At 65.0% G+C, this 25449-nt stretch carries 22 protein-coding genes; 18 read left to right on the forward strand and 4 right to left on the reverse strand.

The window, feature by feature from the left end:
• Entirely contained in the window at positions 1-1005 is a 1005-nt protein-coding gene (locus CJ177_RS41655) for an alcohol dehydrogenase catalytic domain-containing protein (RefSeq protein ID WP_095870492.1), read from the reverse strand.
• A 129-nt stretch (positions 1006-1134) separates the two neighbouring features.
• Entirely contained in the window at positions 1135-1671 is a 537-nt protein-coding gene (locus tag CJ177_RS41660; RefSeq protein ID WP_054245771.1) for a 2,4'-dihydroxyacetophenone dioxygenase family protein, read from the reverse strand.
• Between the two features lie 243 nt (positions 1672-1914).
• Between CJ177_RS41660 and CJ177_RS41665 the strand changes: the two genes are divergently transcribed.
• From CJ177_RS41665 to CJ177_RS41735, 15 genes are all read left to right on the forward strand, one after another.
• On the forward strand, positions 1915-2976 hold the full coding sequence (locus CJ177_RS41665) for a LacI family DNA-binding transcriptional regulator (RefSeq protein WP_095870493.1): 1062 nt from the start codon (positions 1915-1917) through the stop codon (positions 2974-2976).
• Between the two features lie 452 nt (positions 2977-3428).
• Positions 3429-4496 (forward strand): LacI family DNA-binding transcriptional regulator, encoded by a 1068-nt coding sequence (locus CJ177_RS41670; RefSeq protein ID WP_095870494.1) that lies wholly within the window; start codon positions 3429-3431, stop codon positions 4494-4496.
• A 76-nt stretch (positions 4497-4572) separates the two neighbouring features.
• Positions 4573-5895 (forward strand): MFS transporter, encoded by a 1323-nt coding sequence (locus CJ177_RS41675; protein WP_095870495.1) that lies wholly within the window; start codon positions 4573-4575, stop codon positions 5893-5895.
• A 75-nt stretch (positions 5896-5970) separates the two neighbouring features.
• Positions 5971-6750 carry an SDR family oxidoreductase gene (locus CJ177_RS41680; RefSeq protein WP_095870496.1) on the forward strand — a complete coding sequence of 260 codons (780 nt, stop codon included), beginning with the start codon at positions 5971-5973 and terminating at the stop codon, positions 6748-6750.
• Positions 6751-6779: 29 nt separating this feature from the next.
• A complete protein-coding gene (locus CJ177_RS41685) occupies positions 6780-7712 on the forward strand; it encodes a 3-keto-5-aminohexanoate cleavage protein (protein ID WP_095870497.1) in 933 nt (310 codons plus the stop codon).
• Positions 7713-7852: 140 nt separating this feature from the next.
• A complete protein-coding gene (larA, locus tag CJ177_RS41690; RefSeq protein WP_257014945.1) occupies positions 7853-9166 on the forward strand; it encodes a nickel-dependent lactate racemase in 1314 nt (437 codons plus the stop codon).
• Positions 9159-9974: an ATP-dependent sacrificial sulfur transferase LarE gene (larE, locus tag CJ177_RS41695; RefSeq protein ID WP_095870499.1), complete on the forward strand. Its 816-nt coding sequence runs from the start codon at positions 9159-9161 to the stop codon at positions 9972-9974. Before larA ends, larE begins: the two co-directional genes overlap by 8 nt.
• Positions 9971-10666, forward strand: coding sequence for a nickel pincer cofactor biosynthesis protein LarB (larB, locus tag CJ177_RS41700; RefSeq protein ID WP_095870500.1), 696 nt, complete (start codon positions 9971-9973; stop codon positions 10664-10666). The genes larE and larB overlap by 4 nt, the downstream gene beginning before the upstream one ends.
• Entirely contained in the window at positions 10663-11901 is a 1239-nt protein-coding gene (gene larC, locus CJ177_RS41705) for a nickel pincer cofactor biosynthesis protein LarC (RefSeq protein WP_257014947.1), read from the forward strand. Before larB ends, larC begins: the two co-directional genes overlap by 4 nt.
• Positions 11902-11914: 13 nt before the next feature.
• On the forward strand, positions 11915-12910 hold the full coding sequence (locus CJ177_RS41710; protein WP_095866372.1) for a 3-hydroxyacyl-CoA dehydrogenase family protein: 996 nt from the start codon (positions 11915-11917) through the stop codon (positions 12908-12910).
• 216 nt (positions 12911-13126) lie between these two features.
• Positions 13127-14737, forward strand: coding sequence for an ABC transporter substrate-binding protein (locus tag CJ177_RS41715; RefSeq protein WP_095870501.1), 1611 nt, complete (start codon positions 13127-13129; stop codon positions 14735-14737).
• 92 nt (positions 14738-14829) lie between these two features.
• Positions 14830-15783 carry an ABC transporter permease gene (locus CJ177_RS41720; RefSeq protein WP_095870693.1) on the forward strand — a complete coding sequence of 318 codons (954 nt, stop codon included), beginning with the start codon at positions 14830-14832 and terminating at the stop codon, positions 15781-15783.
• Positions 15776-16621, forward strand: coding sequence for an ABC transporter permease (locus tag CJ177_RS41725; protein WP_095870502.1), 846 nt, complete (start codon positions 15776-15778; stop codon positions 16619-16621). The genes CJ177_RS41720 and CJ177_RS41725 overlap by 8 nt, the downstream gene beginning before the upstream one ends.
• Positions 16618-17550, forward strand: coding sequence for an ABC transporter ATP-binding protein (locus CJ177_RS41730; RefSeq protein ID WP_095870503.1), 933 nt, complete (start codon positions 16618-16620; stop codon positions 17548-17550). Before CJ177_RS41725 ends, CJ177_RS41730 begins: the two co-directional genes overlap by 4 nt.
• Positions 17547-18278: an ABC transporter ATP-binding protein gene (locus CJ177_RS41735; protein ID WP_095870504.1), complete on the forward strand. Its 732-nt coding sequence runs from the start codon at positions 17547-17549 to the stop codon at positions 18276-18278. Before CJ177_RS41730 ends, CJ177_RS41735 begins: the two co-directional genes overlap by 4 nt.
• A gap of 246 nt (positions 18279-18524) precedes the next feature.
• On the opposite strand, the gene CJ177_RS41740 is transcribed toward CJ177_RS41735, so the two are convergent.
• Together CJ177_RS41740 and CJ177_RS41745 are read right to left on the reverse strand one after the other, a co-directional pair.
• Positions 18525-19883 (reverse strand): MFS transporter, encoded by a 1359-nt coding sequence (locus tag CJ177_RS41740; protein ID WP_095870505.1) that lies wholly within the window; start codon positions 19881-19883, stop codon positions 18525-18527.
• 29 nt (positions 19884-19912) lie between these two features.
• Positions 19913-20803 (reverse strand): SMP-30/gluconolactonase/LRE family protein, encoded by an 891-nt coding sequence (locus tag CJ177_RS41745; RefSeq protein ID WP_179443413.1) that lies wholly within the window; start codon positions 20801-20803, stop codon positions 19913-19915.
• Positions 20804-21680: 877 nt separating this feature from the next.
• Here CJ177_RS41745 and CJ177_RS41750 point away from each other — a divergent pair.
• The 3 genes from CJ177_RS41750 to CJ177_RS41760 are packed head-to-tail and all read left to right on the forward strand — an operon-like array spanning position 21681 to position 24968.
• Positions 21681-22853, forward strand: a complete 1173-nt coding sequence (locus tag CJ177_RS41750) for a glycerate kinase (RefSeq protein ID WP_257014948.1) — start codon at positions 21681-21683, stop codon at positions 22851-22853.
• A 43-nt stretch (positions 22854-22896) separates the two neighbouring features.
• Positions 22897-24444 carry a pyruvate kinase gene (pyk, locus tag CJ177_RS41755; protein ID WP_179443414.1) on the forward strand — a complete coding sequence of 516 codons (1548 nt, stop codon included), beginning with the start codon at positions 22897-22899 and terminating at the stop codon, positions 24442-24444.
• On the forward strand, positions 24441-24968 hold the full coding sequence (locus tag CJ177_RS41760; RefSeq protein ID WP_257014949.1) for a gamma carbonic anhydrase family protein: 528 nt from the start codon (positions 24441-24443) through the stop codon (positions 24966-24968). The genes pyk and CJ177_RS41760 overlap by 4 nt, the downstream gene beginning before the upstream one ends.
• Positions 24969-25449 lie beyond the last annotated feature (481 nt).

The raw sequence follows: 25449 nt of genomic DNA on the forward strand, positions 1-25449 counted from the left end.
TCATGGGACGAGCACGACCTTCATGTCGTGACCGGCCGCGGCGCGTTCGAGCGCCGAAGCCGCATCAGTGAGGGAAATTTCGGTCACCAGCCGGGGCCACGGTGTCGGGTCGGCGGCCATCGCGTCGGCAGCGGCCCGGTAGTCGACCTTCGTTGATCCGTAACTGCCCTGTAGACGAATCTCCTTGCGGGTGACGGCGTTGAAGTCGACCGGTCCGGTGCGGGCGAACAGGCCGACGACGGAGATGGGGCTGCCGGGCAGGACCGCGGCGATGGCAGCATCGAGCGCTGCCGTCGAACCGGAGGCGTCGACCCAGGCGGTGGGAATGAAAGGCAGCGCGTCCCGGCCGGCGATCACGGTGCGCAGACCGAGCGCGCGGGCCAGCGGCAATCGCACGTTCTCATCGTTGCCGACCCCGGAGAGCACGACATCGTGGCCGCGTTGGGCGAGGACGAGGGCGGCCATCGTGCCGATCGGTCCGGGCCCGGATACCACCACCCGGGTGGGGCCGTCGGCGGCGTTCTCGATGTGCGCGACCGCGCGGCAGGCGACCGACAGTGGTTCGGTCAGCGCCAGGGTCGACGCAGGCAGATGCCGGTCGACCTCGACGAGGCGGACCTCGGGGACGACGAACGATTCGGCGGCGGCGCCGTCGAAGGACAATCCGAGGACGGTGCGCCGGGGGCAGATCTGCCGGAAACCGCGCTCGCACAGATCGCACACGCCGCAGCCGTCGATGGCAACGGGGACAACGCGTTTGCCGATCCAGGTCGGGTCGACGCCCTCGCCGAGGGCTTCGACGTATCCGACCGCCTCGTGTCCGAGCACGACTGGGGGGTTAATCCATTCGTAGCCGGTGTCGTGGCGCCAGGCGTGCACGTCGCTGCCGCACAGCCCGCACGCCTCGGTGCGTACCCGCACCTGTCCCGGGCCCGGTTCGGGCTTGGGCAGGTCCTGCACCAGGACGTCGTGGGGAGTGGCGCTTCTCTTGGTCAGAGCTCGCATGGGGAACCTGCTAACTTTCGCCCGCTGCCGGGCTCAGGGATGAGAGGGTGGGGCGCCGGCGGACACCGCCCCCGAGTGCCGAGGGCACTCGGTGTGGTTGCGCCATGTCGGGCGGTGTCCGCCGCAGTGTCAGCGGATGAAGCGGTCGACGTAGTCGGCGCCGAGACCGATCTTCTCGTAGTGCGCGCGGGCCTTGTCGATCTTGCTGAACACATCTTCGATGCCGACGGTGTTGCCGTCGACGTCGACGTAGATGTACGCGCCGCTCACGTGGAACAGGGTCGCCATCTCGGTCACGTCTTCGGGGACCTCGAGGGTGTGGATGTCGCCGGGCGGCTCGAAGGCGTAGGTGCCCTCCTCTGCCCACCAGTCGTACTCGAGGTAGTGCCAACGACCCCGCAGAGTGAAGGCGTGCACCGCACCGGCGTGCCGGTGTCGGGACAAGATGCCCGAGCGGCGCACCCGCAGAATGTTCACGAAGTAGCCCTGGCTCGCCGACAACACCAGCGGGCGGAACTCGACATCCTGCGACTGCGGAACCCACAGCCGCTCGTCGCACTCGAGGTCCAATGCACCCGGAACGATCAGATCGTCACTCATCCCGTACGGCTTCGGACCCGTGTAGGGCACAGCCTCTTCGTTCTTCATCTCAACAGTGGAACTCACGATGCTCTCCTTTCGCTTAATCGCATAAGTTACGGTACATCGTTGTGCTCCAGCGCACAAGTACGGAATGACACAGGGGAACATCACGCCCCTATCTGGCTATACGTTCGGAGGTCGGCAGAATCCGCCAGGCGAAACGTTCGACGAAGCAGGCATTTATACTGGCTTAACCGAATCATCATCCCGCCGGACGGTGCGTCCGCCTCGATGCCCCTCGGTGCTTAACCGACTAAGCTGTCGGGTATGACCGATACCACTCAGCCCCAGAGCGGGGACCGTCGCGTCGGTGGCCGTCCTCGCCGCGTGACGATGAGCGATGTCGCTCGTAAGGCGGGGGTATCGTCCGCGGCGGTCTCCTACGCACTCAGTGGGGCTCCCGGGGTAAGCGAGGAGCGACGCCAACGAATCCTCACCATCGCCGACGAGATGGGATTTCGACCCAGCCGAATAGCCCGGGAACTACGCTCGGGCACCACGAAAGCGATCGGTCTACTCCTCGCCGACATCGCGAACCCCTTCTACACCGAGGTCGCCGGGGGTGTGATCGCCGCCGCCGCCGAAGAGGGCTATGAAGTGTTCGTCTCCCACGTCGGCGTGGATGGCTCCCGTCAGGCAGATGTCGCGCTGGCACAGGTCGATCGGAACTGCAGCGGCCTGATCTTCACCTCGCTCGTCGCCGACGACAAGCCGCTCCTCGACAAGCTCCGACACGAGAATATCCCCGTGGTGCAGCTCTACCGCAAGATCGAGAACGAGCCCTCCGACTGGGTCGGCATCGACGACTACTCCGCCTCGTTCGAGATGGCCTCGCACGCCGTCGCCACCGGCCGACGCAAGGTCGCCATCCTCGGCGGTCCCGGCACGTCCAGCGTGTCCGCCAATCGCATGAGCGGATACCGCGACGCCCTCGCCAAAGCGGGCGTGCAGGCGATCAACGAACCCGATCTGTGGGGGGAACTGACCCGCGCCTCCGGAGCACAGCGTGCACGAGCACTATTCGCCGAACACCCCGAAACCGACGCGATCGTCTGCGGTAACGACCTCATCGCCCTCGGCGTTCTCGACGTCTGCCGAGAAATCGGCAAACGAGTGCCCGAAGATGTGGCTCTGACGGGATTCGACGACATGAGCTTTTCGAGCGCAGGGCCTTTGCAGTTGAGCACCGTGACGGTGCCGCGCGACCTGATGGGCCAACGGGCCGCGCGCATGATTCTCCAACGGATCGCCGGCGACGAGAGTCCCCCACGCAACGAACTACTGCCCTACGGCATCCAGGTGCGGGACACGACCGCCCGACGCGAATAGGTGCGGGCCTGCGGTAGCCCCTTACCGTCGAGGACCTTGGGGAGACAGCGAGCCTGAGCCGCCGGATTCGACCGCCCCTTCCTCCTACCAGCGGGTGTGTGCATCGTCTCGGGTCCGCGACTCGCTTCGTTCGAACCCGCACAGCGAACCTGCTCCGCATCGCGTACTCGACCTGGAGGAGCCGGGCGAGCGCACGGTGGCTGGCACTACATCTGACCGGTGTGGCGTCCGAGCGCGTGCCTCAGGGATGACAGCTTGCGCACTCTACCTGGGTCGATACGGCCAGAGATGTAAGCAGAACCAGCCATCCATGACGCCGTGGCGTGCACATTCGGTTCGCATCGAAAAATACCTTCGAACTTAACGTTGCTTAAAGCTTTAGGTTGCGACTGTAATGGAGGTCACTTACGAAAGGACTTAATCGTCCAATCACCCCGGCGAAGGGAGGCACAGTGAAGATCGAGACCGCCGATTCGGCAACGACTCCCCGGAAGGTCTCGGCGGCTGCCGTCGCGCGGGCCTGTGGCGTCTCGTCCGCCACCGTCAGCTACGTGATGAACGGGCGTGGTGGTGTTTCCGTCGAGACGCGCCGACGGATCATCAAGACGGCCGCCGAACTGGGATACCGCCCGGTCGGCGGGCAGCGCAGAGATCCGCTACTGACTCGCGTGGTGGGTCTGATTCTCCCCAACATCGTCAATCAGATGTACACGGGATGGGCTCAGCACATCATCTCCGCCACCCGGGAAGAGGGCATCGACGTCTTCGTCGCCACCACACAGGACGATCCCGACACCCTCGCTCAAGTGGCCGCCACTCTTGCTGCACGCAACGTCGACGGCGTCATCATCGCCGCCTCGCTCCGTGAGGATCTTCGCGCTCTGCGGGTGTTTCGCCAGAAGCGCATACCGTATGTCTGCCTGTCGCGCAGATCCCATCATCTTCAGAGCGATTTCGTGGGAATCAACTTCGATGCGGCGGCCACTGATTTGATGAACCATGTTCTTGCGCACGGGTATACCGAGATAGCGACCGTCATCGGACCCCGTTTCTCGACCGCCTCTCTCGAACGGGAGGTAGCGTTCGTAAGGACCGCCGCGGAAGCCGGAGTCGACGTTTCGGGAATGCGCAAGATCAGCACCCGACTCGACAACGAGGGAGGACGGATCGCCGCGGCGTCGCTGCTCGGTTCGTCGAACCCACCACGCGCCGTCGTGTGCGGCTCCGACGAGATCGCGATCGGATTCATGGAGCATGCGCTGTCGCTGGGCCTGCGGATACCCGAGGATGTCGCCGTAGTCGGCGGCGACGGACTTCCGCACAGCAGATCCGCGCTGATCTCCCTGACCACCGTGGTCCAGCCGATGAAAGAGATGGCCGAGCGGGCTTTCGATCTTTTGCTCGATCAGATTACCCATCCTCGATCCACCCACCGGGAAGTGATCTGCGAGCACCGCATGTTTGTGGGCCGAACCTGCGGCTGCCAGCCGGCCAATCAAAGCATCTCAGACGCGCACTAGAACGACAGGACTCATTCCCCCCCAGCGCCGACCTCACACGCGCATCCAGCACGCATCACACTGCAGAGGAAATCCTATGTCCGACATCCTGACGTCCACGACCAAGAGACCCCCCGAGGTCATCAGCAAGGTGATCTCCAGGCACTTGATGCCGTTGTTGATCGGCGCGTACGTTCTGGCGTTCATCGACCGATCCAATATCGGCATGGCCAAGGACCGAATGGAGATCGATCTCGGGATCTCAGCCACCGCCTACGGGATCGGCGCGGGACTCTTCTTCCTCACCTATGCATGTTCGGAGATCCCGTCGAACCTGATCATGCACAAGGTCGGGGCCCGATTCTGGATCACGCGCATCATGGTCACCTGGGGCCTGTTGTCCGCCGCCATGGCGCTCGTCCAAGGCGAATGGTCCTTCTACATCCTGCGTATGCTGCTCGGCATCGCCGAAGCCGGCCTGTTCCCCGGCGTCATGTACTTTCTGACGCAGTGGTTCGTGGTGAAGGATCGAGCCAAGGCCATCGGCGTCTTCCTGCTGGGTGTCGTGATCGCCAATGTCATCGGCGCACCGCTCGGCGGGCTACTGCTGACGCTGGACGGCCTCGGCGGCCTGCACGGCTGGCAGTGGATGTTCATCCTCGAGGGCCTGCCCGCATGCCTGCTTGCCATTGTGGTCTGGAAGAAGCTGCCCAACAAGCCAACTCAGGCAACGTTCCTCACTCGCGAAGAGGCCGAAGATCTGGAAGCACGAATCGCCGCCGAGGAACAAGCCGGAGCTGACGCGGCTGGTAATTCCCGGCTTCGCGACATCATCAAGGACCGCCAGATCCTCCTCGTGGTCGCCATCTACTTTACCCACCAGGTCGCGGTGTACTCACTGAGCTTCTTCCTGCCCTCCATCATCGGCACGTACGGAACTCTCACCAGCATCCAGATCGGGTTGCTGACCGCAGTTCCGTGGATCTTCTGCGGCATCGGCGCATTGACCGTGCCCAAACTGGCGACGACCGGCAGCCGGTCCCGCAAAATCGCCACGTGCACCATGGTGGGAGTCGCAGCAGGGTTCACCCTCGGCGCGGTGGGGGGTCCGATAGTCGGACTCATCGGATTCTGCCTCGCAGCTTTCAATTTCTTTGCACTGCAGCCTATTCTGTTCACATATCCTGCTACGCGGCTCAGCGGGAAGGCGCTGGCGGCCGGACTGGCATTCGTCAACACCATCGGCCTCACCGGCGGATTCGTCGGTCCGTACGTCATGGGCTTCGTGGAAGAGGCGACCGGGAGCAAACTCAACGGACTGTGGTTCGTCGCCGGAATGTGCACCGTCGGAGCGTTGCTGACACTGGGCCTCAAGATGGGAACCCAGGACCCAGGCAAGGCTGCCGTCGCCGCGCACTAGCCGGGCGGCAATCTCCATTCACTACTGCACCATTCCTGCGGACCACGCAGCCAAACATAAAGGAGCCTGTGCACCATGACATCTTCCGCCCTCGATTTCTCCGGACGACGAGTACTCGTTACCGCCGGCGCGGCAGGCATCGGCCTCGCCATTGCGACAAGCTTCAAGAGTCTGGGAGCAGACGTCTTCGTCACCGACATCGATCCGGTGGTGGTCGACAACGCCAAGGCCGCCGGTTTCGTCGCTGCGGTGAGTGACGTGTCGGACGAGGACCAGGTCCGCACCCTGATGACATCCGTGGTCGACAACCTCGGCGGACTGGATGTGCTGGTGAACAACGCCGGGGTCGCAGGACCGACGGGTCCTGTCGACTCCCTCGACTCGGCCGCGTGGAAGGCCACGTTCGATGTCAACATCCATGGTCAGTTCTTCTGCGTCAAGCGTGCCCTCCCCCTCCTGCGGCAATCATCCGAGGCCTCGATCATCAACATGTCCTCGGCCGCCGGCCGACTCGGCATGGCCGGCCGCAGCCCGTATTCGGCATCGAAGTGGGCCGTCATCGGCTTCACCAAGTCGTTGGCGATCGAACTCGGCGCCGAGGGCATCCGCGTCAACGCCATCTGTCCCGGCGCTGTCGACGGGCCCCGTATCGACGCAGTGATCGCGGCGAAAGCCGACATGGTCGGCCGGCCAGTGGATGAGGTGGCGGCCCTGTACCGCGGACAGTCCTCGCTCGGACGCCTGATTGACGCCACCGACATCGCGAACATGGCCGTCTTCCTGTCGAGCGGACTGGCCCGCAATGTCCACGGCCAGGCGATGGCCGTGGACGGAAACACCGACAAGCTCTTCTGACCACCTCAGACATCAGAGAAGGAAACACCATGTCCAGCAAACGCAAAGTGATCATCACCAGCGCTGTCACCGGCGCGATCCACACCCCGAGCATGTCCCCGCACCTTCCCGTCACGGCCAACGAAATTGCCGAGGCGGCAATCGGAGCAGCGGAGGCCGGCGCGGCCATCGTTCACATGCACGCCCGTGATCCCGAAGACGGCAGGCCCTCACAGGACCCGAAGCATTTCGAACCGATCCTGGCGAAGCTGAAGGCAAACACCGACGCGGTCATCAACATCACGACCGGCGGCTCGCCGCACATGAGCGTCGAGGAGCGGATGAAACCGGTGGCCACATTCTCCCCGGAGCTCGCCTCGTTGAACATGGGCTCGATGAACTTCGGCCTGTACCCCATGCTGGACCGGTTCTCGGACTTCAAGAACGAGTGGGAACGCGACGCGCTGGAGAAGTCACGCGATCTCGTCTTCAAGAACACGTTCGCGGACATCGAGCGCATCCTCGAGATCGGCAACACCAACGGCACTCGGTTCGAGTTCGAGTGCTACGACATCTCGCACCTCAACAACCTCGCCCACTTCCACGGCCGCGGCTTGGCGCGGGGACCGCTCTTCGTCCAGTCCGTATTCGGGCTTCTCGGCGGAATCGGCGCACATCCCGAAGATCTCATGCACATGCGGCGAACCGCAGACCGGCTCCTCGGCGACAGCTACGAATGGTCGATCCTCGGTGCAGGCCGGAATCAGATGCCACTGGCGACCATCGGTGCCGCCATCGGATCCCACGTGCGTGTGGGATTGGAAGACTCACTGTGGATCGGACCCGGCCAGTTGGCCGCCTCCAACGCCGAACAGGTCACCCGCATCCGAACCATTCTCGAGGCCCTGAACTTCGAGGTGGCAACACCGGACGAAGCCCGTGAAATGCTCGACCTCAAGGGCGCCGACAAAGTCGCCTTCTGATCAGACGATGACACCCAACCACTCGTTCACGACGAATTAATTACGGGCAGCGCCGCTCTCGTTTGGACTCTGAAGAATCCAAGTTATCGAATGACATGCCGTTGTGCATCTGATCGTGGATCGCAACAAAGGAGAAACTGTTGACTACGACCCAACCGGGTGCGGTTCTGCCGGTGACCCTCGCGTACGGTTCCACGGGACTGACGGTAGATTTTCCGTCCGACCGCACCACCGTCGTCGCTCCCAAATTCCTGGAGGCGGCTGTCGACCCCGCCTCGACCCTGCGTGACGCGCTGGCAAAGCCGGTGTCCGGCCGCCCGCTGCGGGACCTCGTCACACCCGGGCAGCGTATCGCGGTCTCGCTCTGCGACCTCACCAGACCGCAACCGCGCGAACTCATGGTGAGAGCACTCCTCGCCGAACTCGACGGCATTGCATCCCGTGATGACTTCACATTGCTGGTAGCAACTGGGACCCACCGCGGCAACACCGACAGCGAACTGCGGCAGATGTTGGGCGACGAACTGGTCGACACGATGCGCATCGTCAATCACGATGCACGCGACACCGAGTCCCTGGCCTGGATGGGTACCTACGGCGACGGTGTTCCGGTGTGGCTCAACCGCCACTGGGTCGACGCAGACATCAAGATCACGACAGGGTTCGTCGAGCCTCACTTCTTCGCCGGGTTCAGCGGTGGTCCCAAGCTGGTCGCTCCGGGATTGGCCGGTCTCGAGACGGTACTGACACTGCACAACGCCGCGCGGATCGGCAGTGACCGTGCCACATGGGCGGTGTGCGAGGGAAACCCGGTACATGACGACATTCGCGCCATCGCCCACGGCACCGGCGTCGACTTCGCGTTCGATGTGGTGCTCAACCGTGAGCAGAAGGTGATCGCCGCGTTCGGCGGCGAACTGCTCGCCATGCATGCCGCTGCACGCGGCGTGGTCCATGAACTGTCCATGTGCCCGGTCCCCCAGTTGTACGACGTCGTGGTGACGACGAACGCGGGTTTCCCGCTCGACCAGAGCGTCTACCAGGCGGTCAAGGGGATGACCGCCGCCGCTACGGTGGTCAAACCGGGCGGACTGATCATCTGCGCGGCCGAATGCAGTGACGGGTTTCCCGATCACGGTTCTTTCCGAGAGGTCCTGGCGTCGGAGCCGACCCCGGCCGAGCTGTTGGCGGCGATCTCCGCGCGCACCGAAACGGTCCCCGATCAGTGGCAAGTACAGGTACTTGCGCGCCTGCTCGCCACCGCCCGCGTCGGCATGCACACCACACATCTGTCGGACGAGGAATTGCGTACCGCACACCTGTTCCTGGTGGAGGACATCGCCGCGGCAGTCGAAGCGGAACTGGCCGCCGTCGGGCCCGATGCCCGGGTCTGCGTTCTCCCCGAGGGCCCGCAGACGATCCCCTACCTGATCGAGGCACACACTCATGAGTGAACTACTCGCCCGACTCATGGCTCGCCTGAGTCAAGAAGACAAGCTACTGATCGCCTTCTCCGGCGGCGCCGACTCCGCACTGCTTGCCGCTGCGGCCCATCGCGCGCTCGGTGATCGGGCAGTGGCCGTCACGGCCGTCTCTGCGAGCCTTCCGGCATCGGAGAGGGTGGCCGCGAGGACCTTCGCGCGGGAGCAGAACATCCCACACGTCGAGGTCTGCACCGACGAGCTGGACAACCCCGATTACGTTGCGAACACCGGCAACCGTTGCTTCCACTGCAAGACCGCCCTGTTCGACGCGTTGATTCCACTCGCCTCGATGATGGGTGCGCGGATGGCATTGGGAACCAACCTCGATGACCTCGGCGATCATCGGCCAGGACAGTCTGCCGCGGTCGCACGGGGTGCGATCTTCCCGATGGTCGACGCGGAACTCACCAAATACGATGTGCGCTTCATCAGCCGAGAACTTGGGTTGGCAACCGCCGACAAGCCCGCCGCGGCATGCCTTTCTTCGCGCATCGCGTACGGCGACAACGTCACGCCGGAACTTCTTGGGCGCATCGAACGGGCAGAAGAGTCATTGCGCCAATTCGGCTTTCGCGAATTCCGGGTGCGCGCACACGCGGATGGCACACTGGCCCGCGTCGAGATCGCGGACACCGAATTGACCAGTGCATTCGAACGTCGCGGCGACATCCTGACGGCACTGCGCAGTGCCGGCTTCGTGTTCGGTTCCCTCGACCTCGGCGGTCTGCGCAGTGGCGGAATGAACGCATTGCTGTCCTTGACGCCGGTGTCGCGATGAGTGTCCCCGTAGCTGAGAACTTCACGGTCGACTTCGATCGCGAACGGCGACAAGGTTTGCCCGAAGTGGTCTACGGACCCGGCAAGACGGTCGCCGAAATCGTGAGAATCGTGCGGCTCCTGCTCGAGACCAATTCGGGTCCGGTACTGGTCACCCGGGTGCCGCCCGATGTCGCCGCCGAGGTGATGGCGGGTGTCGAGGACGGCGTCTACGACCACCTTGCACGGCTATTGGTGTGGCGCCCCGCCGGGCGGCGCAAAAGCTTCACCCTTGGTGTCGTGACCGCCGGGACGGCCGATGGGCCCGTCGCCGCGGAAGCGATCGCGGTCGCGGCAGCGATCGGACTGGCGGTCACCGATGTGCGGGACGTCGGAGTCGCAGGCCTGCATCGACTCATGGCGCGCATCGACGAAATCCGGCGTTTCGACGCCGTGGTCGTCGTGGCCGGCATGGAAGGAGCCCTCGCGAGTGTCCTCGGTGGGCTCGTTGCGGCACCGGTGATCTGCGTCCCCACCTCCACCGGATACGGCGCGGCGCTGGAGGGAATCACCGCGTTGATGGCGATGATGACCTCCTGCGCCGCCGGTATGACCGTGGTCAACATCGATTCCGGGTTCGGTGCCGCCATGGCGGCACACCGCCTGTCGATGCTGTGCTGTCGGCCCCGCGCCCACGAAAACGGACGATCATGATCCTGTGGCTCAACCCCATAGCCGGCATCTCCGGCGATATGTTGCTCGGTGCGCTACTCGATCTCGGCGCACCCATCGACAAGGTTCGTTCGGCGATCGACTCGACGGGAATCACCGGCTGGAATCTGACGACCGACTCCGTCGAGCGACAGGGTGTACGTGCCCTGCACGCCGTTGTCGACGTCGACGAGATCGTGACCGAACGACACGCTGCCGAGCTCCTGGACATGGCCCGCAGAGCGCAACCCTCCGCGGCGGCGGACCTCGCTGTCACGGCAATTGATTCGGTGGCCCAGATCGAATCCACGATCCATGGTGCACCAGTGGAATCCATCCACCTTCACGAACTCGGCGGTGTCGACACCATCGTCGATACGGTCGGCGTCGCGGCGGCGCTGCACGCGCTCGGCATCGACGAAGTGTGGTCCGGTGCCGTGGGGCTCGGCATCGGTCAAACCAGGGCTGCGCACGGAATGCTTCCGGTGCCTGCACCCGCAACCCTCGGCCTGCTGCGGGGCGCCACCGTCATCGGCATCGACACACCCACCGAAACGGTGACACCCACCGGCGCCGCACTGCTCTCCGCAATGGGAGCACGCTACGGACCGGTTCCGGAAATGACCATCGACGCCGTCGGCTACGGCGCGGGTTCGCGCGATACCCCTGGTCGGCCGAATGTGCTCACCGCGGTGCTGGGTTCGAAGGTGGCACGCAATGCAGTCGTCGATTCGATGGTGATGCTGGAGACCACCGTCGACGACGTCACCGGCGAGGTCCTCGGACAACTCGTCGGTGAACTACTCGACTCGGGTGCGGCCGATGCCTGGATCGCACCGGTGGTAGGGAAGAAGAATCGGCCGGCACACGTGATTTCGGCCCTCTGCCGTCCGCCCTCCGTTGCCTCCGTCGAGGAATGTCTGCTCAGCAGGACTGGAACGCTGGGAGTTCGGCGCACGACAATTGATCGCCGAACGCTGCCCCGCACGTGGATCCATGTCGACGTCGACGGGATTCCGGTACGGGTGAAGGTCGGCCCGCACCGGGCCAAGCCCGAGCACGACGACCTGCACAAGGTAGCCGCCGCGACCGGCGTTCCGGTCCGCGTCGCGGCCGACCGAGTGCAGGTGCTCGTCGCCGAGCACCTGCACTCGCACCAACACCGGCTCGACGCCGACGCGGGGTCATCCGATCCCATGACAAATCAAATGGATGGTTCTTCCATCCGCACTCAGTGAGAGGTGACGGTCGATGACGACCACAGAATCAATTCGACACATTGCTGTCGTCGGAGCCGGGTACATGGGCGGCGGCATCGCCCAGATCTGCGCCGCCCACGGCTACCGCGTCAGCATCGCAGACGTCGATGCCGCCTCCGCTTCGGCGGCGCGGGACCGACTCCATGCCGAGGCGCTCGAATTCGAGTCCAAGGACCTGCTGCCACAGGGTTCGGCCGCAGCAATCCAGGCCAACCTGGGCGCGGCCGAATCCATGGAATCCGCAGTCACGGACGCCGACTTCGTCATCGAGGCGGTTCCCGAGATCCCGGCCGTCAAGCTCGATGTGCTGCGAAGGATCTCCGGCGCCAATGAGACCGCGGTGATCGGCACCAACACCTCCGCCATCTCGATCACGTCACTGGCAGAAGGAGTGACCAACCCCGAACGCTTCCTGGGAGTGCACTTCATGAACCCGGTGCCGTTCATCCCCTGCGTCGAGATCATTCCCCACCAGGCGACACGGCCCGAACTCGTCGCCCTGTCCTCCGATCTGATCCGAGCAGTGGGCAAGCACCCGTCCACCGTGTCCGACAGCCCCGGGTTCGTCGCCAACCGGCTTCAGTACGCCTTGTACAAGGAAGCGGCGAGGATGCTCGAGGAGAACGTGGCCACCGCGTCGGAGATCGATGCGATCGTGTCGAATTCGTTCGGCTTCAGGCTCTCGCTCTTCGGTCCATTCGCCATCGCAGACATGGCAGGCCTCGACGTCTACAAAGACACGTTCCGTACGCTCGAGAATGCCTACGGCGAGCGATTCGCCACACCGGAGGTGCTGACACAGTCCGTCGCCGAGGGCAACCTCGGCATCAAGTCCGGGCGTGGAATTCTCGACCTGGATTCCACGGCGCAGGAGGATCTGGTCGCCTACCGGAACACCGCGTATGTGCAGTTGGAACGAATGCGGGCCCGACTCGGGGACTCACCCGCCCTTCGCCGGTCCGTACCCGCCGCCGGCGGCCGTTCGTAGAAGCGCGCGAGTGCGGCACCGTCGCGGATCTCGAGATCCGCGACGGTGCCCTCCCTTGTCAGGGCAGTACACCCCTGTGGGGACTCGAACACCCGCGGATTGGGTGGCCCGGGCCGCCACCCTTCCGCCGAACCCGGCGCAAACACCTGAATATCTGAACAAATGTGCACATGTTGGGTGGCGGTGCCGCGCTCATGCGAAAAGGAGAGACTGACTGTGACCGGTCACCGACGTCGACCGCTGATCATCACCACGACGGTGGCCGCCGCCTTGGCTATCGGCGGCTGCTCAGTTCCCGGGGAATGGGTCCCGTCCGACTCGGATGCCCTGGTGTTGGCCGATGGTTACGAACTCGGGGGCTACAACCCCGCCAATGGTCACGGGGAGGCGGGAGAGTCGAAGATCTACGACGGCCTGCTTCGCCTCGTCGGAGGCGAGGGCATGCCGACTTTCGAACCGGCGCTTGCCGCGGACATGCCCACTGTCGGCGAGGACGGACTGCTCGTGACCGTCAAGATTCGTGAGGGGGTCCGTTTCACCGACGGCACCGGGCTCGACGCGTACGACGTCGCGGCGACTTACGACGCCATCTTGGATCCACGGTCCGCGTCACCGCTGCTGAGCAGCCTCGACATGATCGATGCGGTGACCGCCGTGGATCCGTCGACGGTACAGTTCCGCCTCGAGTACCCGTACGCGGCGTGGCCGACGAAGATGCTCCTGGGAATCGCTCCGGCCGAGCGACTGTCCGGCGGGCGCGCCGAAGAGTCCACCCTCAATACCGCCCCCGTCGGAACCGGCCCGTACAAGCTCATTTCCTCGAGGCCGGACCAGGCGGTGTACGAGGCCAACGCGGACTACTGGGACGGCGCACCGCAGGTGAAGAAGCTGACGGTGATCTACGCGCCGGACGACAACGCCCGGGCGCAGCGGATGGCGGCCGGGGAGCTCGACGGCACAAACGTCCCACCGTTGCTGGCCAACACCTTTCGGAACAATCCGGGGTACCAGGTAAGGGTGAACGCGTCCGCTGACTGGCGCGGGGTCACACTACCCGCCGACAACCCTGTCACCGCAGACCCCGCCATGCGAATGGCTCTGAACCTGGCGGTGGACCGGCAGGGCATGGTCGACCACATCCTCGGTGGGTATGGCCGGCCCGCCTCGACACCGATCCCCGAGGTGTACGGCGCCGCCTACGAACCGACCGCAACCTTCCCGTACGACCCGGCCCGCGCTGCCGCACTACTCGACGAGGCCGGCTGGGTGCGTGGCAGCGACGGTATCCGCGCGAAGAGCGGTGTGTGTGCGGAGTTCACGATCATGTACTTCCCCGAGGACACCCTGCGCCGGGACCTCGCTCAGGCGTTCGTCTCCGACGCGGAAAGGCTCGGTGTCCGGGTCGACGTCGAAGCCGTCGACCGTTCCGCCTTCCCGGATCAGCTGCCGAGCAAGGCTGGATTGCTCGGTGGTGGTGACCTGCCGTTCGACCCGGATCCGCAGGTGTACTCGACGCTGCACTCACGGTTCGCGGTGCCTGGTGCCGGATCCCCCTACGACAACGCCTCCGACTATGCGAACCCTGCTGTCGACCGTGCACTCGACGATGCCCGCCGGGTCCTGGACCCGCAGGCACGTGCCGCCGACTACCGGACTGCACAGACCGCATACGTCGCCGATCCGGGCTACGTGATGCTGGTGTTCCTCGACCACACCTACATCGAACGCGGAAACGTCTGGACCGGATCGACCCCCGTTCTGGAACCGCACAGTCATGGCGTGAACTGGGGGCCGTGGTGGAATCTGCGCGTCTGGACACGCCGGTGAGTGTCACCGTGAACGCCCGCACCGCGGCACCGCCCACCGGCAGCGGTGCGCCAGTTCCTGCGCCGATCAATCGGCGGGCGAAGGTCAGGCGAATGGTGCTGCGACGACTAGCCTTCGCTGTCCCGCTGCTCGGCATTGTGTCTGCCGTGCTGTTCGCGGTCGCGTCCCGGTCCCCGTTCGATCCATTGGCGAGCTACCTCGGCGACCGCTATCTGACGACCTCGAGCGCCGACCAGGCCCGGATCGCGGCCGAGCTGGGCATGAACGAACCGTGGTGGAAGGTGTACGGGCAGTGGCTGTCCGACCTGGTTACCGGTGATCTCGGTGTGTCGCGGAGCTTTTCCCAGCCGGTCGCTGGGGTGATCGGTGAACGACTGCCGTGGACACTGCTGCTTACCGGTGTCGGCCTGACCTCCGCGATCGGCGCGGCACTACTGCTCGGAGTGTGTGCTGGTGCCCGCCCTGGCGGGCTGGTCGACCGGTTGATCACGGGATCGGCGACCATGGTGCAGGCGGTGCCCCCGTTCGTGCTGTCCCTCACCGCTGTTGCCGTGTTCGCACTGACTCTGGGGTGGTTACCGGTGGCGGGGCTGACCGACGCCGGTGTCGCACCGACGGTGGGACAGGTTGTTCGTCATCTCGTTCTGCCCTCAGCGGTGTTGGCGCTCTCACAGATGCCGTGGCTGCTGTTGTCGGTGCGTGAGTCCGTGCGCGCTGCCGCCGCCTCCGATGCGGTGCTCGGCGCCCGGGCCCGTGGTCTGCCGAGTGCGGTGATTTTGTGGCGGCACATCGTTCCGGTGGCGCTCGCCCCGTTCGCCACCGTGATCGGCTTGCGCTTGCCGGAACTGATCGTCGGCGCCGTGATCATCGAGGAGGTTTTCTCCTGGCCTGGGCTGGCCGGAGCCGTCGTCACGTCCGCCCGTGAGCTGGATTTCCCGCTTCTGGCGGCACTGACGCTGGGAACGACACTGGTCGTACTGGTCGGGTCACTGCTCGCCGACATCGCGTACACCCTTTTGGATCCGAGGGTGAACCCTGATGCCTGATCGACCCTTCCTCCGATCAGGGGGACTGACACTGTGGCTGGGGGTGGCGTTCCTGGCGGTGATCGGCGGGTATGCGCTGCTGGTCCCATGGCTCGCCGGGGTGGACGACCGGCTCACCGACTTCTCCGCGGCCAGGCAGGCTCCGTCCTGGTCGCACCCGTTCGGCACCGACATCGCGGGCCGGGACCTCTTCGTCCGCGTCGCCGCCGGCCTGCGGATCTCGCTCCTGATCGCCGCTGTCTGCGCCCTTGCCTCCGCGGCACTCGGGGCTACGGTCGGGGTCGTGGCCGCCGCTGTGGGAGGGTGGGCGGATCGCCTCGCCATGCGTACGGTCGACGGGATCAACGCCATGCCGCACCTGCTCCTCGGAATCGTCATCGTCGCCCTCTACCCCGGCAACCTGGCCGCGATCATCGCGTCGATCGCGCTCACCCACTGGACCCAGGTCGCCCGCATCGCTCGCGCCGAGGTCCTCACCGTTCGCGGCAGCGCCTTCGTCGACGCCGCGTACCTCGCCGGCGCCACCCGCGCGCAGGTCATGCGAGCCCACCTCATGCCGGCCGCCGCAGGTCAAACCGTGATCGCGGTGGTATTACTCCTGCCGCACGCGATCTGGCACGAGAGCACACTGTCGTTCCTCGGCCTCGGACTGTCACCGGACCGCCCCTCACTCGGCACGCTGCTGCAGGAGGCCCGGTCCTCACTGCTCCTCGGCGGCTGGTGGACCCTCACCTTCCCGGCTCTGCTTCTCCTCCTCACCACCCTCGCCGTAGCCGGGATCGGGGCCGCGGTGCGCGACCGTGTCAACCCACCCATCATGGAAAGGAGTCCACGATGACGACCGCGCTTGTCGAGGCACGCGGGCTGACCGTACGGATCCCCACCCGCGCCGGAACTGTTCACGCTGTCAGCGATATCGACCTCCGCCTCGATGCCGGACAGGTACACGCCCTGGTGGGCGAATCCGGATGCGGCAAGTCGATCATCGCTGCGACGCTGTGCGGCTTGCTCCCGGCCACCGCGACGGCCACCGGAACCGTCACCCTCTCCGGCGGCGACGGGGCACCCACCGAACTCGTCGGTACCCGGGAGAAGCAGTGGCGGCGGCTTCGCGGCCGCCGCATCGCGCTGGTCCCGCAATCGGCCGCAACATTTCTCACTCCGGTGCGCACGGTCGGCGATCAACTCACCGAAACCCTCCATCACCTCCACTCCCGACACACCGTGACATCGCTGCTGATCCGGGTGGGCCTACCCGACGCCGTGGCGGCGTTGTACCCGCACCAGCTGTCCGGGGGGATGGCCCAACGCGCCGCGATCGCCTTCGCGCTCGCCGGGGACCCAGCGGTCATCGTCGCCGACGAGCCCACCTCGAACCTCGACCCCCAACTGACCTCACACGTCCTCGACCTCCTCGACGACTGCGCACACACCGGAGCCGCTGTCCTGCTCATCACCCACGACCTAGCGGCGCTGCCCACGCACGCCGACCGCCTGTCGGTGATGCACTCCGGCCGGATCGTCGAAACCGGCTCCACCACAGCAGTGCTCGACGATCCCGGGCACCCCTACACCCGCGCCCTGTTCGCCGCGTTGCCCGAGCACGGACTCACCCCGCCACCCGAGATGCCGCCAGAACTTACGAATCTCCCGCACTACCGTGTCACTCACCCGCACTACCCGGTTTCGTTATTGTCCGGTGCACCGACCTCCCTCGATTACCACGGCGACCATGCGATCCGCCGCCTGATCGGAGCCCCCCGGTGAGCCTGCGCGCCCACAACATCACCGTCGGCCACACCCCGGGAGATTCCCTGCTGACCGACATCGACCTGACGATCCCGGCCGGCAGCGTCGTCGGCCTGACCGGACCATCCGGGTCCGGCAAAACGACACTCGCCCGTGTCCTCGCAGGCCTGCACCCGCCCTCCGCGGGGACAGTCACCGTCGACGGACTTCCCCTTACCCCACCCAGTCGATGGCGTAGCAGGGGCCAGAGGAGCATCGCGATGCTGTTCCCATCACCTCGGCAGGCGACCTCACCGCGGTGGACACTCGAACGCATCATCGCAGAACCGCTTGCTGTCACGGGCACCCCGGCAGGCCAGCGGGCACGCACGGTTCATACCACGGCGCTGCGGGTTGGTCTCACGGCCGATCTACTGCAACGCCAACCCCATCAGGTCTCCGACGGACAACTGCAGCGAGCCTGCCTCGCCCGTGCCCTCATCCAACGACCCCGATACCTGATCTGCGACGAGATGACCGCCATGCTCGACCCCGCTACCACCGCCACGCTTGTCCACGTCCTCACAGAAGAAGCTGATGCGACTCTCGGGATCCTCGCCGTCAGCCACGACCACCGACTTCTCCACGCCTGGGCCGACACCGTCATCGATCTCCCCGAACTGGTATCGCAGGCACACAGCCGTAGTCGTGACGAACACCGCGCGCTCGCCACCGGGGCTACCCGCGCTGTCCCGGCTCGGCGATAACGCATGACACCCGGTGCAGGTTCCGGCACGATGTCGCACCAGATTCGACTCGCCGCTTTGTCACGACTCGGCTCTGGAATGCGACCGGAGAAGAGGCCGGCGCCGGTACACAGTCACCGACTGCGGACGGGCGCCGGCGTCGTGCCGTTCGTGCTCCCCGGGTCGCGGTGCTGCCGTTGACATCGACGATCAGCGACTCTCGGGCACCCCCACTTACCGAACCGGTGTGACACGTAAGTTCTTGCCTTACAAAGCCATGGTGGGTTGTGCCGAATCCGGGCTGTCCTGCTTCCCCGAGTTCTGTGGACGCGGACGTCGCGTGAAGAGTTGGAACAGCACTCCCAGCAACGCGCACGCCGACATGACGAAGAAGCAGACGGTGTACCCAGCGTGTGCGCTCCAACCACCGCTGAGAGAGATGAGCTTGCCCATGAGCAGCGGAGCGATCCCGCCGCCGATGAAGGTGGCGGTGGTGATGATGCCGTTCGCGGTGGAAACAGCACCCTCGGGTGCAGCGTCGGAGGCCGCCGCGTAATAGATGGGCCACACAGCGTTGGCGACCAACCCGAACGCCAGCTGGACGACAACGACCAGGAGGGAGGAGGTCGCGAGATAGAAACAGGCCACACTGACAGCCATCCAGATCCCGCAGATCACAATCGTGGTGCGGCGTCCGATGACGTCGGACAGAGTCGGCCACAGCACTTGCCCGAGGGTGCCGGTCAGGGCGAAGACGACGCTGAGTCCGGCTGATTCGGCGAGCGAGAGTCCGACGATGTTGTAGAGATACGCCGGAAGTACCACATTGATGCCCATGTAGACGATCTGGGTGAGCAGAGTGGTCAGCGCGGTCAGATTGATATTCCGCTCCCGAAAGCATGCTGCGATCGGCCCGCGATCGCCGTCGGCGCGTACGTGCACGTGGTCGCGATCAGGCGGGGTGAGTCCCTGCGCTCCGATGTGGTCATAGAGGGTATCCATCTTGTCTTTGGTGGAATACCTGCCCCAGAAGATCATCAGAGGTACCGCAATCAGCAGCCCCAGAAACAGTGTGTACGACCAGTTGTCCGGGCCGAACATGGAAAGTACCGCCGCTGCGGAGAAGCCGCTGAGAAGGGAACCTATGGGGTATCCGGTGTGGTGCACACCGAGGGCGAAACCTCGGCGTTCCTTGGGCCACCATTCGGCTGTGTTGCTGACACCGACAGGTTCGCCCCAGCCCGCGCCCAGGTTGACGCCGACGCGCAGGGCGATGAAGGCGACCAGGTGCGAGCTCGCGGCTTTGAATCCGGAGACGAACGAGAGCGCCGTGTACCCGATCACGAGTGGCACCTGGAACCGGGCGCGTTTCCAGCCGCCGCCGTACTTGTCGCTCAGCGTCGATCCGGGAATGGCGAGGATGGCGAGTGCGAGCATGATCAGCGAAGCGATCGCACCCCACGCTTCCGGGCTGAGACCGAACTGCTCGGAGATCGTGGGTCCCAGGCGGAGGATGATCTCGCGGTCGTACGCGTTGAGGACCCAGATCAGCCAGCACACGGCCAGTGATATCCAGGAGTACTTGTGGGTGCTGCGCAGCGATCCGCGCCGTGACGTGCGTGCCATGATGCTTCCTTGGTGGGGGTGCCGGGCGTTCAAGCGCCGAAACGATATTCGGGGACGCCGCGTACGCCGAGTCCGTGGATGGCGAACAGGGATCCGCGCAGTTGCCCGTCGTCGGGGAAGCGGGGAAGCGGCGGTTTGGCCATCGAGGTGACGAACAGGGTGTCGAGGTTCGGTCCGCCGAACATGACGCTGGTCGGCTTGAGCACCGGGAAGTCGATGATGCGATCGACCGTTCCGTCCGGTGCGTATCGGATGATCTTGCCGCCGTAGACCAGGGCTTGCCACAAGTAACCGTCCGCGTCGACGGTGGCCCCGTCCGCGGCACCTCCATCGCTCGTGTCGACCTGCGCGAAGGTGCGACGATTGGCGACCTTGCCGGTGTCGAGGTCGTAATCGTAGGCCCAGATTTCGCCGGACCAGGTGTCGGAGAAGTACAGCGTCCTGCCGTCCGGGCTCCAGCAGGGACCGTTGGAGACGGTGATGCCCTCATCCAGGACGGCGAGCGAGCCGTCGGGGCTGTAACTGTAGAGCTTGCCAGTGGGCGAATCCTCGAGGGGGTCCATCGACCCGAAAACGAAACGGCCGACCTGGTCGACCTTTCCGTCATTGAGCCGGTTGTTCGGAAGGTCTGGTTCGGGATCGACGAGGGCGGTGAGATGTCCCGTCGTCAGATCGAGGTTCCAGAGTCCGTTTTCGAGGGCGACGATCGCGCCGGCACCGTCACGCGTGAGTGCCATGGAGCCGATCTTCTGCCCCACTTCCCAGGCCCGGATGCCGGCTCCCTCTGCCGTCGAACGAAAGATTCGGCCCTCTGCGCTGTCGATCCAGTAGAGCAGTTGCTGCTCGCTATCCCATAGCGGTCCCTCCCCGAGGTTGGTCTTCACGTCCACAACGACGTCAATTGTGTAGTCGGAGCTCATGCTGGCACTCTTAGGTTTTGACGAAACTCTGGCCGAACTGATGTCGAGCATGGGTACTCCATTTCGCGGTCGGTGAAGGATCGAGGCGACGGAGGTCGCCGTCGCGATATCGGCAGAAACGCTAGAACCGCCCGGACACGATCAGCAACATTAAGTTGTGGCGCACATCATTTGCTCTCGCCGAAGTGGCTGCCATCACTGCGAATGGTGGACGGCCGTCCTGCTGGCGACCGGCCCGAACGGGCCACTTAACGTTGCTTAATGATCTGGCTCACACCTACCGTCGATGCATCAGATCGACGCTCGAGGAGGTGCACGGTGAGGACGGCCATCGCGCGGCGGTGGCAGTGGGTACGAGCGGGCAACGCCGCGCGGACGGGTCGGTGCCGGGTCGGCTTCGCCTCCCACGTAGCGCTGGGGGGGCTGCGATGCGCGTCGCCGGCAGAACTCGAATCCTCGAGGATTGACTAGCTGTTCGGGTGCCCCTTCCACGCAGCCGCAAGCGGCATCCATCTGGATCGCCGCGGTCAATAGTCGTTGGGCCGCTGGGGAACTTGTCGTCGTCGGATCTGCCCCCGGCGAACCTGATGCCATCACCGAGGTGGAGGCCGCAACGGTGGATAGTTCTCGACCCCGCAGCCGCCCGCATTCCGAGCTCGACGAAGCCCGCACCACCGCACACGTGGGATGACCGTGATCACGACGCCGCATACCGGGCCGCGATGGCGCCATCCAGGTCCTGCCTGCCAGCACGCCCACCAGACCGAGTCCCATAAAGGAGTAAAGACCATGAACGACAAAGCCATCATCGCCGTGCAGTCAGTGGCGTTCTGAGGCAACGATGACCCAGGCACAATCGAAGACCGAAGGTGAACTCGTGATTAGTCCGCCAGTACACAACAGCACCGGCCACATGGTGATCGCCCCGGACAAGTTCAAGGGGTCGGCATCTGCGTCGGACGCTGCGGCCGCCCTCGCACGCGGTGCGCGTTCCGCTGCACCACATCTGAAGGTGATCGAGTTCCCGGTCGCCGACGGTGGGGAGGGCACGGTCGAGATGATGATCCGACAAGGCTATGCACCGGTCACCTGCTCGGTCACCGGCCCACTGCAGCAGACGGTGACCGCCACCTACGCGCTGCGTGGCAACACCGCAGTCATCGAGATGGCCTCTGCCGCAGGGCTGGCCCACCTCGGCTCCGGCGGCCCGACGCGCACCACAGCGCGCACAGCATCCACCCGCGGTGTCGGGCAGTTGATGGTCGACGCCCTCGACCGCGGCGCACATCGGATTGTGCTCGGAGTCGGAGGCAGTGCGACCACCGATGGTGGTGCCGGGGCGTTGGCCGCGCTCGGGGCGCGTATCTTCAACGCCGACGGGGACCCCATCTACCCCTGCGCACAGGACCTGTCCGAGGCGCACGTCCTGTGCGTCGACGCACTCGATCCTCGTCTACGCGATGTCGAGTTGATCGTTGCGTGTGATGTCGACAATCCGCTCACGGGGCGGCACGGCGCGGCGTTCGTGTATGCGCCGCAGAAGGGCGCCAGTCTCCACACGGTGGCCCACCTCGATCACGCCCTCAGTCGCTGGGCGGACGTGGTCGCTACGGCAGTCGGCCGGGACATACGAGACTCACCCGGTGTCGGGGCGGCAGGCGGTTTGGCCTTCGGAATGGCCGCGGTACTCGGGGCGCGGCTGACCTCAGGCATCGAACTACTCCTCGAACTCACCTCCTTCTCGGACGTCGTGCGGGACGCGGCACTTGTCGTCGTCGGTGAGGGCTCCCTCGACGAGCAGAGTCTGCGCGGTAAGGGGCCAGTCGGCGTCGCTCGGGCCGCCCGGCAGGTCGGGGTACCCACCGTTGCCGTGGCAGGTCGCTCCCTCGTCACCGCCGACGACGCGCACGCGGTAGGACTCGGCGCCGTCTACACCCTCACCGATCTCGAACCCGATGAACGCAACAGCATGGCCAACGCGGAAAGCCTCCTCGAACAGATCGGTTCAGGCATTGCCCGTGACTACCTCTCGGTCCACGCACACCGCTGACTCGACAACGTGGCTGGATGCAATGCCATTTCGAAGGAGATCAATGGATACCACCCTCGACCCGACCATCGCGACAGATAACTCCGCGACCGACCTTGATGCGCCGGCCTCGACAGCCCTTCGCCGCGCGAAGATTGTCTGCACACTCGGGCCCGCGACCGCAACCGATGACCGCATCCGCGAGCTCGTCGACAGCGGGATGGATGTCGCCCGGCTCAATTTCAGTCACGGGGACCACTCCGATCACGAGGCGAACTACCGTCGAGTGCGGTCGGCATCCCGGGACTCCGGCAAGGCAGTCGGCATTCTCGCGGACCTGCAGGGCCCGAAGATTCGGCTCGGCCGCTTCGCCGACGGCGCGACACTATGGGCGCCAGGCGAAGAGGTCCGTATCACCGTCGAAGAGTGCGTGGGCTCTCATGACCGGGTATCGACGACCTACACACAACTCGCCCAAGACGCACGCCCCGGAGATCGACTCCTCGTCGATGACGGCAAAGTGTCGCTGACCGTCACCGCAGTCGACCGCAATGACGTGGTGTGCAGAGTCGTCGAGGGCGGCCCGGTCTCGAACAACAAGGGCGTGTCCTTGCCCGGGATGAACGTGTCAGTCCCCGCCCTGTCGGACAAGGACATCGACGACCTCGAGTTCGCACTTCGACTGGGGGTGGACATGATCGCACTCTCGTTCGTGCGATCGCCCGCCGACATCGACCGGGTCCACGAGGTGATGGACCGCGTCGGACGCCGGATTCCGGTCATCGCGAAGATCGAAAAGCCGGAAGCGGTAGACGCTCTCGAAAAGATTGTGATCGCATTCGACGCGATTATGGTCGCCCGAGGAGATCTCGGGGTCGAACTTCCCCTCGAACAAGTACCGCTCGTGCAAAAGCGTGCCGTGCAGATCGCCCGGGAGAACGCCCGCCCGGTCATCGTCGCCACGCAGATGCTCGAATCGATGATCGACAATGCCCGACCGACCCGAGCGGAAGCCTCGGACGTCGCGAACGCCGTGCTCGACGGTGCTGACGCGGTGATGCTCTCCGGAGAAACCTCCGTGGGCAGACATGCGATCGAGACGGTCCGCACGATGGCCCGGATACTCGACGCCGTCGAACGGCAGTCCACCCACGTCCCACCCCTGACCCACGTCCCCCGAACCCACGGCGGAGTGATCTCCTTCGCCGCCCGAGACATCGGCGAACGACTGCACGCGAAAGCACTCGTCGCATTCACACAGTCCGGCGACACCGTTCGGCGGCTGGCCCGCCTCCACACACACCTACCGTTGCTGGCGTTCACTCCTACGCCGCAGGTCCGCAATCAGTTGGCGCTGACATGGGGCACCGAAACCTTCGTCGTCGACCCAGTCGACTCCACCGACGAAATGGTCCGCCAAGTCGACCGCGCACTCCTCGCCCTGGACCGATACCAACCAGGCGACCTCGTCGTCATCGTCGCCGGATCACCGCCCCATACCGTCGGTTCCACCAATCTCGTCCACGTTCACCGGATCGGTGAGGACGACTTCACCACAGCCCGCCGGCCCACCGACAGACACCGGCTCGAGCCAGTAAGGACAACACCGTGAGAATTTCTCTGACCGCAGGCGATCAAAACATCGCGAAAGATGTGTGGATCGCACCGAATGCCACCGTCGTCGGGACTGTGCGCATCAGACCACAAGTGAGCATCTGGTATGGCGCAGTGGTCCGCGGCGATGCGGAAAGCATCGAGATCGGGGAGCGGACAAACATCCAAGACGGTTGCGTTCTTCACGCCGATCCTGGATTTCCGCTTGTCATCGGTACAGGGGTATCCGTGGGCCACAACGCGATCCTGCACGGCTGCACAGTCGGAAATGACGTTCTGGTCGGAATGGGCGCCACCGTTATGAACGGGGCACGCGTGGGGGCCGGAAGCTTGATCGCAGCCAATGCCCTGATCCCCGAAGGTGCGGACATCCCACCCGGATCGCTTGTCGCCGGCATACCCGGAAAAGTCCGCCGCACTCTTACCGCCCACGAGGAGACCGCAATCCGCACGAACGCGGACATCTACGACCACGCTCGTGTGCGGCACGCGGCAGCCACAGAAGTTACAGACCTGGTTTGATCGGGACACCGCGAGACCACGGTCAGGTCGGTGCGGGGCAGTCGGGTCAGCAGCACGATCCGGTAGACGGTGCCGTCGTCGCCAAGCTTGCCAGTGCGCCGAGGGCAGCGGTGACCGGCGCCCAGGCCGCGTCGATGGTCTGGGAGTGTGCCTGCGCCGACTGCTGCCCACTCCAGGACACGGCGGTAGCCCGGGAAGGAGCTGTAGGTTCCAACGTCCGGTGTCAGTCGTTCATGTCGGCGACCTGCTTTCCACCCATTTAGTCGGAACGGGCATCCCGGAATTTCGTCGGATTCCTCGGCGCCTGGGCAATAGCAGATCGGTCAGCCATCTCGTGACCTGTGGAAACGTGTCTTGTTAGTGACGGCGCTCGCTGAAAATGCTCAGTTCTGCTTACCGAAAGTGCTCACCCGTGTGGCTCCGCCGATGAGGGCGGGTCTCCCTCGATGCTGGTGGTCTCTGACCACACACCAGCGATTCG

Origin of the sequence: Rhodococcus sp. ACPA1 (assembly GCF_002300195.1) — a bacterium.
Taxonomy (GTDB): domain Bacteria; phylum Actinomycetota; class Actinomycetes; order Mycobacteriales; family Mycobacteriaceae; genus Rhodococcus_F; species Rhodococcus_F opacus.

Coding starts and splice junctions, on each gene's coding strand:
- CJ177_RS41655 (WP_095870492.1), bottom strand. CDS start 1,005: ATGCGAGCTCTGACCAAGAGAAGCGCCACTCCCCACGACGTCCTGGTG.
- CJ177_RS41665 (WP_095870493.1), top strand. CDS start 1,915: ATGACCGATACCACTCAGCCCCAGAGCGGGGACCGTCGCGTCGGTGGC.
- CJ177_RS41675 (WP_095870495.1), top strand. CDS start 4,573: ATGTCCGACATCCTGACGTCCACGACCAAGAGACCCCCCGAGGTCATC.
- CJ177_RS41680 (WP_095870496.1), top strand. CDS start 5,971: ATGACATCTTCCGCCCTCGATTTCTCCGGACGACGAGTACTCGTTACC.
- CJ177_RS41685 (WP_095870497.1), top strand. CDS start 6,780: ATGTCCAGCAAACGCAAAGTGATCATCACCAGCGCTGTCACCGGCGCG.
- larE (WP_095870499.1), top strand. CDS start 9,159: ATGAGTGAACTACTCGCCCGACTCATGGCTCGCCTGAGTCAAGAAGAC.
- larB (WP_095870500.1), top strand. CDS start 9,971: ATGAGTGTCCCCGTAGCTGAGAACTTCACGGTCGACTTCGATCGCGAA.
- larC (WP_257014947.1), top strand. CDS start 10,663: ATGATCCTGTGGCTCAACCCCATAGCCGGCATCTCCGGCGATATGTTG.
- CJ177_RS41710 (WP_095866372.1), top strand. CDS start 11,915: ATGACGACCACAGAATCAATTCGACACATTGCTGTCGTCGGAGCCGGG.
- CJ177_RS41720 (WP_095870693.1), top strand. CDS start 14,830: ATGGTGCTGCGACGACTAGCCTTCGCTGTCCCGCTGCTCGGCATTGTG.
- CJ177_RS41725 (WP_095870502.1), top strand. CDS start 15,776: ATGCCTGATCGACCCTTCCTCCGATCAGGGGGACTGACACTGTGGCTG.
- CJ177_RS41730 (WP_095870503.1), top strand. CDS start 16,618: ATGACGACCGCGCTTGTCGAGGCACGCGGGCTGACCGTACGGATCCCC.
- CJ177_RS41740 (WP_095870505.1), bottom strand. CDS start 19,883: ATGGCACGCACGTCACGGCGCGGATCGCTGCGCAGCACCCACAAGTAC.
- CJ177_RS41745 (WP_179443413.1), bottom strand. CDS start 20,803: ATGAGCTCCGACTACACAATTGACGTCGTTGTGGACGTGAAGACCAAC.
- pyk (WP_179443414.1), top strand. CDS start 22,897: ATGGATACCACCCTCGACCCGACCATCGCGACAGATAACTCCGCGACC.